Raw genomic sequence first — 5,706 nt, 5'->3', positions numbered from 1 at the left:
CGTGCAAACTCGTGCTGATACGGACGCGGAGATGTCAGTCCCAGCGTATCGAGTACCCAGTCATAGATGTCGCGGTTGTTTTCGAATTCGAGCGTACAGATCGAGTGGGAAACCCCCTCGATGTAGTCGGAGAGACAGTGTCCGTAATCGTACATCGGGTAGATATTCCATGCATCTCCAGTACGGTAGTGATGCGCATGACGGATACGATACAGCAACGGATCGCGCATCTTCATGTTCGCCGCGCTCATGTCGATTTTGGCACGCAAAACATGCTCGCCGTCTTTGAATTCGCCGTTTTTCATCCGCTCTAATAGATCGAGGTTCTCTTCGACGCTACGCTCGGCATAAACGCTGCGGCGACCCGGTTCGGTGACTGTTCCGCGATACTCTCTAATCTCCTCTTCGGTGAGGCTGTCGACGTAGGCTTTGCCCATTCTGATAAGCTGTTTTGCATATTCATAGAGTTCAGGGAAATAATCGGAGGTGTAGCGGACATTCCCCTCCCATTTGAATCCCAGCCATTCGACGGCATCTTTGAGCGCTTCGACGTAGCGGGTATCTTCGGTCGTCGGGTTGGTATCGTCCATCCGAAGGTTACAGTGACCGTTATAGTCCCGCGCGATACCGAAATTGATCGCGATCGATTTGGCGTGTCCGATGTGAGGGAAGCCGTTCGGCTCTGGGGGGAAGCGTGTCACGACTTCGTTATATTTGTGTGCTTTTATATCTTCTTCGACGATGGTGCGTAAAAAATCTTTGCTCTCGTTCATTGCTCTAAAACCTTCTGACTGATATTATGCACAAATATGAGCAAGCCCATATTTGCGGCAGGGACGTATATGTCCCTACAACCCCCTAAAGCTACCTGCATCTTCCGGATGCAGGAGATTTGAAGTCGTAAATAATAATAAAAGTCGTATTTTATCAAATAAGTCCCATTATAATGATATTGTGAGGCAGATTCCCGTAAAACGGTGGTGAAAAAGTCGGCAAAATCATGGAAAATGGTCGCATCATTGAAATAGATACTACAGATAGGTTATAATCATTACATGAAACGACAAGACGTACTCAAAGTATTAGAATCGTACAAACAGCATCATGCGGATGAGTTCGGAATCATCCGTATCGGCGTATTCGGCTCTGTCGCACGCGATGAAGCGACGGAACAAAGCGATGTCGATGTGGTGATCGAAACCAAACAACCCAATCTGTTTAAACTCTCGCGCATCCGTCTCGATCTCGAAGAGCTGATGCATACCCATGTCGACCTCATCAGCTATCGTGAGAGCATGAATACGTTTCTCAAAGAACGTATCCAAAAAGAAGCTATTTATGCCTGAAAAGGCTCTGTTGATCGAAACCCTCACTCAGATTTACGGCGCAACTGAGCGCATCCTAAAACGCTTCGAGCCTATCCGATCTCCCGATGACTTTTTAGAAGATGAAGCAGGTCATGAAAAACTTGACGCTATTTGTATGCAGTTGATCGCCATCGGCGAGAGCCTCAAAAACGTCGATAAAATCACCGATAAAAAACTGCTTTCCAATTATCCTGCGGTTGATTGGAAATCGGTCAAAGGGATGCGCGACATTATCAGCCATCACTATTTCGATCTCAATGCCGAAGCGGTATTTGATGTGTGTAAAAATGATATTCGGACGTTAAAAGAGACTATTGAACAAATGCTTAATGACAATAAGTAGCCTTTCAGCCCACTCTTCCCGCTTCCGCTCGTTCCCAACGTCCTCGTTGGGAATGCAGACAAATATTACACTCCCAAGCTGGAGCTTGGGAGCGAGTCAGAACTCAATATATCATGTATAATGTTTAAAATAATTTATTAACATCTACAAAGTGAGTTAGAAACATATGAAAAAAGTAATTTTATTTGGTCTATCAGTTGGTCTAATTATTGTTCTCTCTATCAGTGCTTTTCTTTATTATATTTATCAAGATGAGAAAAAAAATCTTTCTCTCAATGTTGAAAAAAGTACTTTACTTGAATTATCAAAACACATTGAACTATACAAAGCTAAGTATCAAATATATCCTAATTCCTTACAGGAACTTTTAAATTCTATCCCCCCTGAAATGCAGAATGAGTATATTTCAACTCTAAATATGCTAGTTAGAGTATCTAAAAAACTAGGTGATGATCATTTGTCAAAAACGTACTATTATAAAATCTCTGATCAAAATCATTATTACTTATTTGCTCTTGGTAAAGATAAACAACCATTTACAAAAGACGATATTTTAATCGATCCAAATTATGGTTTGATTAATCCCTAAAACATAAACTATCTTGTTAAAATTTATAAAATAAACTTCTTCTCGAACAAATCTTGCAATACTCCTCATAACAACGATACCATGAGGACAAAAAATGAAACGTGTTTATCTCGATAATAATGCCACGACGAAACTCGACCCGCTGGTCAAGATGAAAATGCAACCGTTTTTCGAAGAGCTCTACGGCAATCCAAATTCACTGCACCAGTACGGGATTGAAGTTCGTCCCCATTTGAACGAAGCGATGGGCTACATGTACGATGCGCTAAACGCACCCGATGCGGATGACATCCTCATCACCTCATGCGCAACGGAGAGCAACAATACGGTTCTCAAAGGGATCTTTTTCAAACATATCCTCAAAGACCCTGCCAAAAATCACATCATCGCTTCTGCAGTCGAACATCCGTCCGTCCTTGAGACCCTCCACTTCCTCGAAGAAAACGGAGCAGAGATCACATTCGTAGACGTCGACCAGTACGGATACGTCAGCGCGGAGCGTGTCGCCGCGGCGATCACCGATAAAACCATCCTCATTTCGATGATGTGGGCGAACAACGAGACGGGGATGATCTTTCCGGTCGAAGAAGTCGCCGCTATCGCTAAAGAAAAAGGGATTTTGTTCCACACCGACGCCGTTCAAGCCATCGGAAAAGTTTCCGTCGATCTGACCAAAACACCGATCGACTACCTCACGTTCTCGGCGCATAAATTTCACGGTCCGAAAGGGATCGGCGGATTGTATGTGAAAAAAGGGAAAGAACTTCCGAATCTCCTCCACGGCGGAGAGCAGATGGGAGGAAAACGTGCGGGTACGCTGAACGTCGCCTACATCATCGGTATGGGTCTGGCGATGAAACAATCGGTCGGACATCTGGAAAAAATGAACAGCGATGTCCGTGCCCTTCGTGACCGTCTCGAAGACGCGATCGCTCAAATCCCAGACACAATCGTCGTCGGAGACCGTGCGCGCCGTACGCCGAACACCATCCTTATCTCTCTTCGCGGTATCGAAGGAGAGTCGATGCTGTGGGATCTTAACCGTGCCGGAATCGCCGCTTCTACCGGAAGTGCCTGTGCATCCGAATCGCTCGAAGCCAATCCGGTCATGACCGCTATCGGCGAAGATCCGGAACTCGCTCACACGGCGATCCGCCTAAGCCTCAGCCGTTTCACGACTGCCGATGAGATCGACTATACGATCGAGGTATTCACCAAAGCGGCGGAGCGTCTGCGCTCGATCTCTTCGACCTATTCGTATACGAATGAAAAAATGGCCGTTTAGGTCATTTTGATTCACAAATATTCCCAATATCTCTTCGTGATGTATTATAATAACGCCATACTGTTTCTAAGGTAGAATATGGCGATACAACAAAACGAACTTCATTTGCTAGACGAAAACAATCCCTTAAGCCAACTTTTTTTATCGGTTATCAATACCCAAAAAGATTTGATCGTCTTGATGCATAACCATGTTCCGGTTCTTTTTAATAAAGCTTTTCTCGATTTTGCCAATGTCGACTCTGCTAAAGGTTTTTTACGCGAATTCGGCTCGCTGCTGAACCGCTTTGTACCTCATGACAGCTATTTTCATGCCGGAAAAGTCGATAATGCCGATGCATGGACCGAATCGCTCCTTGAGCTTCCCGAAAACGACAAAGTTGTCAGCATGCTCAGTCACCGCATCGAACCGCATGCTTTCTCCGTTAATGTCCAAAATCCTGTTGAGAACTACACGATTCTGACGTTTTGCGATATTTCCCAGGATCTTATCAAACGGATTATGATCGAAAACGATGCAACTATCGACAAAGAAAGCGGCGCCTACGATAAAGAGTATTTCACCCACACGATGAAAAGTCTCAACGATGCCGCTTTGTTCAACAAAAAACTGCTGGCGACAACCCTTGTCGAACTTGTAAGCAACGATGCCGACGTCTACGATTTTGTCAGAGATATCAAATCCAATATCCGACAAAGCGACATGCTTGTGCGATGGGGGAAAAAGAGTTTTCTCCTCGCTTATTTGATCGATTCTCCGGAAAACACACTCCCTCTGACACAAAAAATACGCCAAAAATCCCATTTCTCCATCCGCTTGGCGACCGAAGTACAGGAGAATAGCGAATCCATCCAACATATCATCCATCGCGCGGAAAAATCATTGCGCGACGCATCGAATACGTAATGCATTTTTTCGCATTCTAAAAATAGAATTAAATATGCACTGTAACTCCCAAACACTACGGAGTTGTAATGCGTCCCTACCGGAATATCAATGACTCGGAGCTTGACACCTTGGGTGCACTGCGAGAATGGAGCAGCGATGCCGTCCGCAATCTCTCTCTTCCGGCTAAAATTCTATGGGTTCATTCCGCACGGGAAAAATTTCATCGACTCGATCCCATGGATAGTTGCCTCGTAAAAATCATCACGGTAGAACGGGTTCAAGGAGAGGTGATCAAAACCGATTTCGGAAGCTACTCTCTCGACACCGGAAAAAATATCTTTTATTCCTGCGGCTGTAAAAAATTTTGCGACTGTTACGGACAACTTTATCTGTTAAAGGATTCGGATGCGCTATCTGATCGACATACGGCTTGAGGGGAAAAGCCGCATCTATCCTATCGATGCAAAAAATGAGACAGAGGCGATCGAGCGTCTCAAACTCCGTCTTCCTCCCCATCAGCGTGAATCCGTTATCATCGATTCGATTGAAATCGATCCGGCTTCTATCCCCGATGACGATCCTTTCGGAGTTTTTTTGAATTAATTGCTTAGCCTGCTCAAACCACTTTTTTTACTTGAAAAAATTAAAAAATATTCCTATATTTTGTATTTTCCCCTGCCGATTGTAAATCTCTGTTTACCCTCATAGACTATACTAGGGGAACCGAGCAAATTAATTTTTGCTTAATTTTACTCCAGATAGGGCTATCGGTTTCAATCTGCGAAAGGGAAATTGATGATTACGGATATGGAATTAGACGGGATTGATCTCTCGACCCATCCCTTCGGTTGGATGCTGCTTCTCATCTTTATCATCGGGTATTATTTTATCGCGACGGAAGATAAATACCATATCGATAAGGCTAAACCTGCGTTGTTTATCGGTACGTTCATGTACATCCTGATCGGAGGATTTTACGCTGTATACGGACTCAATTTTATCCCGTTCAAAAATGAAATCACCCATTTGGTCTATGAGATCGCCGAAATCTTCTTTTTTCTCTACGTCGCCATGACCTTTGTCGAAGCCCTGATCGAAAGAGGAGTTTTTAATGCCCTCAAAGGGAAGCTGATCGCAAAAGGGTACAGTTATCGGGAACTCTTTTGGATTACGGGTTTTTTGGCATTTTTCATCTCCCCTATCGCCGATAATCTGACGACGGCCCTGATCCTCT

Annotated in this window: 9 protein-coding genes; 8 read left to right on the top strand and 1 reads right to left on the bottom strand. The window is 44.4% G+C overall.

Annotation, left to right across the window (positions count from 1 at the left end; translation table 11 throughout):
• A partial coding sequence (locus Q0389_RS12720) for a glutamate--tRNA ligase family protein (protein ID WP_298694731.1) occupies nucleotides 1-773 on the bottom strand: 773 nt, incomplete at its 3' end.
• Between the two features lie 282 nt (nucleotides 774-1,055).
• Here Q0389_RS12720 and Q0389_RS12715 point away from each other — a divergent pair.
• From Q0389_RS12715 to nhaD, 8 genes are all read left to right on the top strand, one after another.
• Nucleotides 1,056-1,346: a nucleotidyltransferase domain-containing protein gene (locus Q0389_RS12715; protein WP_013460377.1), complete on the top strand. Its 291-nt coding sequence runs from the start codon at nucleotides 1,056-1,058 to the stop codon at nucleotides 1,344-1,346.
• On the top strand, nucleotides 1,339-1,710 hold the full coding sequence (locus Q0389_RS12710; RefSeq protein WP_298694729.1) for a DUF86 domain-containing protein: 372 nt from the start codon (nucleotides 1,339-1,341) through the stop codon (nucleotides 1,708-1,710). The genes Q0389_RS12715 and Q0389_RS12710 overlap by 8 nt, the downstream gene beginning before the upstream one ends.
• A gap of 166 nt (nucleotides 1,711-1,876) precedes the next feature.
• A complete protein-coding gene (locus tag Q0389_RS12705) occupies nucleotides 1,877-2,299 on the top strand; it encodes a type II secretion system protein GspG (RefSeq protein ID WP_298694726.1) in 423 nt (140 codons plus the stop codon).
• Nucleotides 2,300-2,393: 94 nt separating this feature from the next.
• Nucleotides 2,394-3,584 carry a NifS family cysteine desulfurase gene (locus Q0389_RS12700; protein ID WP_298694724.1) on the top strand — a complete coding sequence of 397 codons (1,191 nt, stop codon included), beginning with the start codon at nucleotides 2,394-2,396 and terminating at the stop codon, nucleotides 3,582-3,584.
• A 78-nt stretch (nucleotides 3,585-3,662) separates the two neighbouring features.
• Nucleotides 3,663-4,490, top strand: coding sequence for a hypothetical protein (locus tag Q0389_RS12695; RefSeq protein WP_298694722.1), 828 nt, complete (start codon nucleotides 3,663-3,665; stop codon nucleotides 4,488-4,490).
• A gap of 68 nt (nucleotides 4,491-4,558) precedes the next feature.
• Nucleotides 4,559-4,906 carry a hypothetical protein gene (locus Q0389_RS12690; protein WP_298694721.1) on the top strand — a complete coding sequence of 116 codons (348 nt, stop codon included), beginning with the start codon at nucleotides 4,559-4,561 and terminating at the stop codon, nucleotides 4,904-4,906.
• A complete protein-coding gene (locus tag Q0389_RS12685; protein WP_298694719.1) occupies nucleotides 4,878-5,075 on the top strand; it encodes a hypothetical protein in 198 nt (65 codons plus the stop codon). Before Q0389_RS12690 ends, Q0389_RS12685 begins: the two co-directional genes overlap by 29 nt.
• 192 nt (nucleotides 5,076-5,267) lie before the next feature.
• Nucleotides 5,268-5,706: sodium:proton antiporter NhaD (gene nhaD, locus Q0389_RS12680; RefSeq protein WP_298694718.1), on the top strand; the 439-nt coding region annotated here is incomplete at its 3' end.

Source organism: uncultured Sulfuricurvum sp. (genome assembly GCF_937936435.1).
In the GTDB taxonomy this organism is placed as follows: Bacteria; Campylobacterota; Campylobacteria; order Campylobacterales; family Sulfurimonadaceae; genus Sulfuricurvum.
Note: the sequence above shows the minus strand (reverse complement) of the source record. Positions and strands in the feature narration are given on the sequence as shown.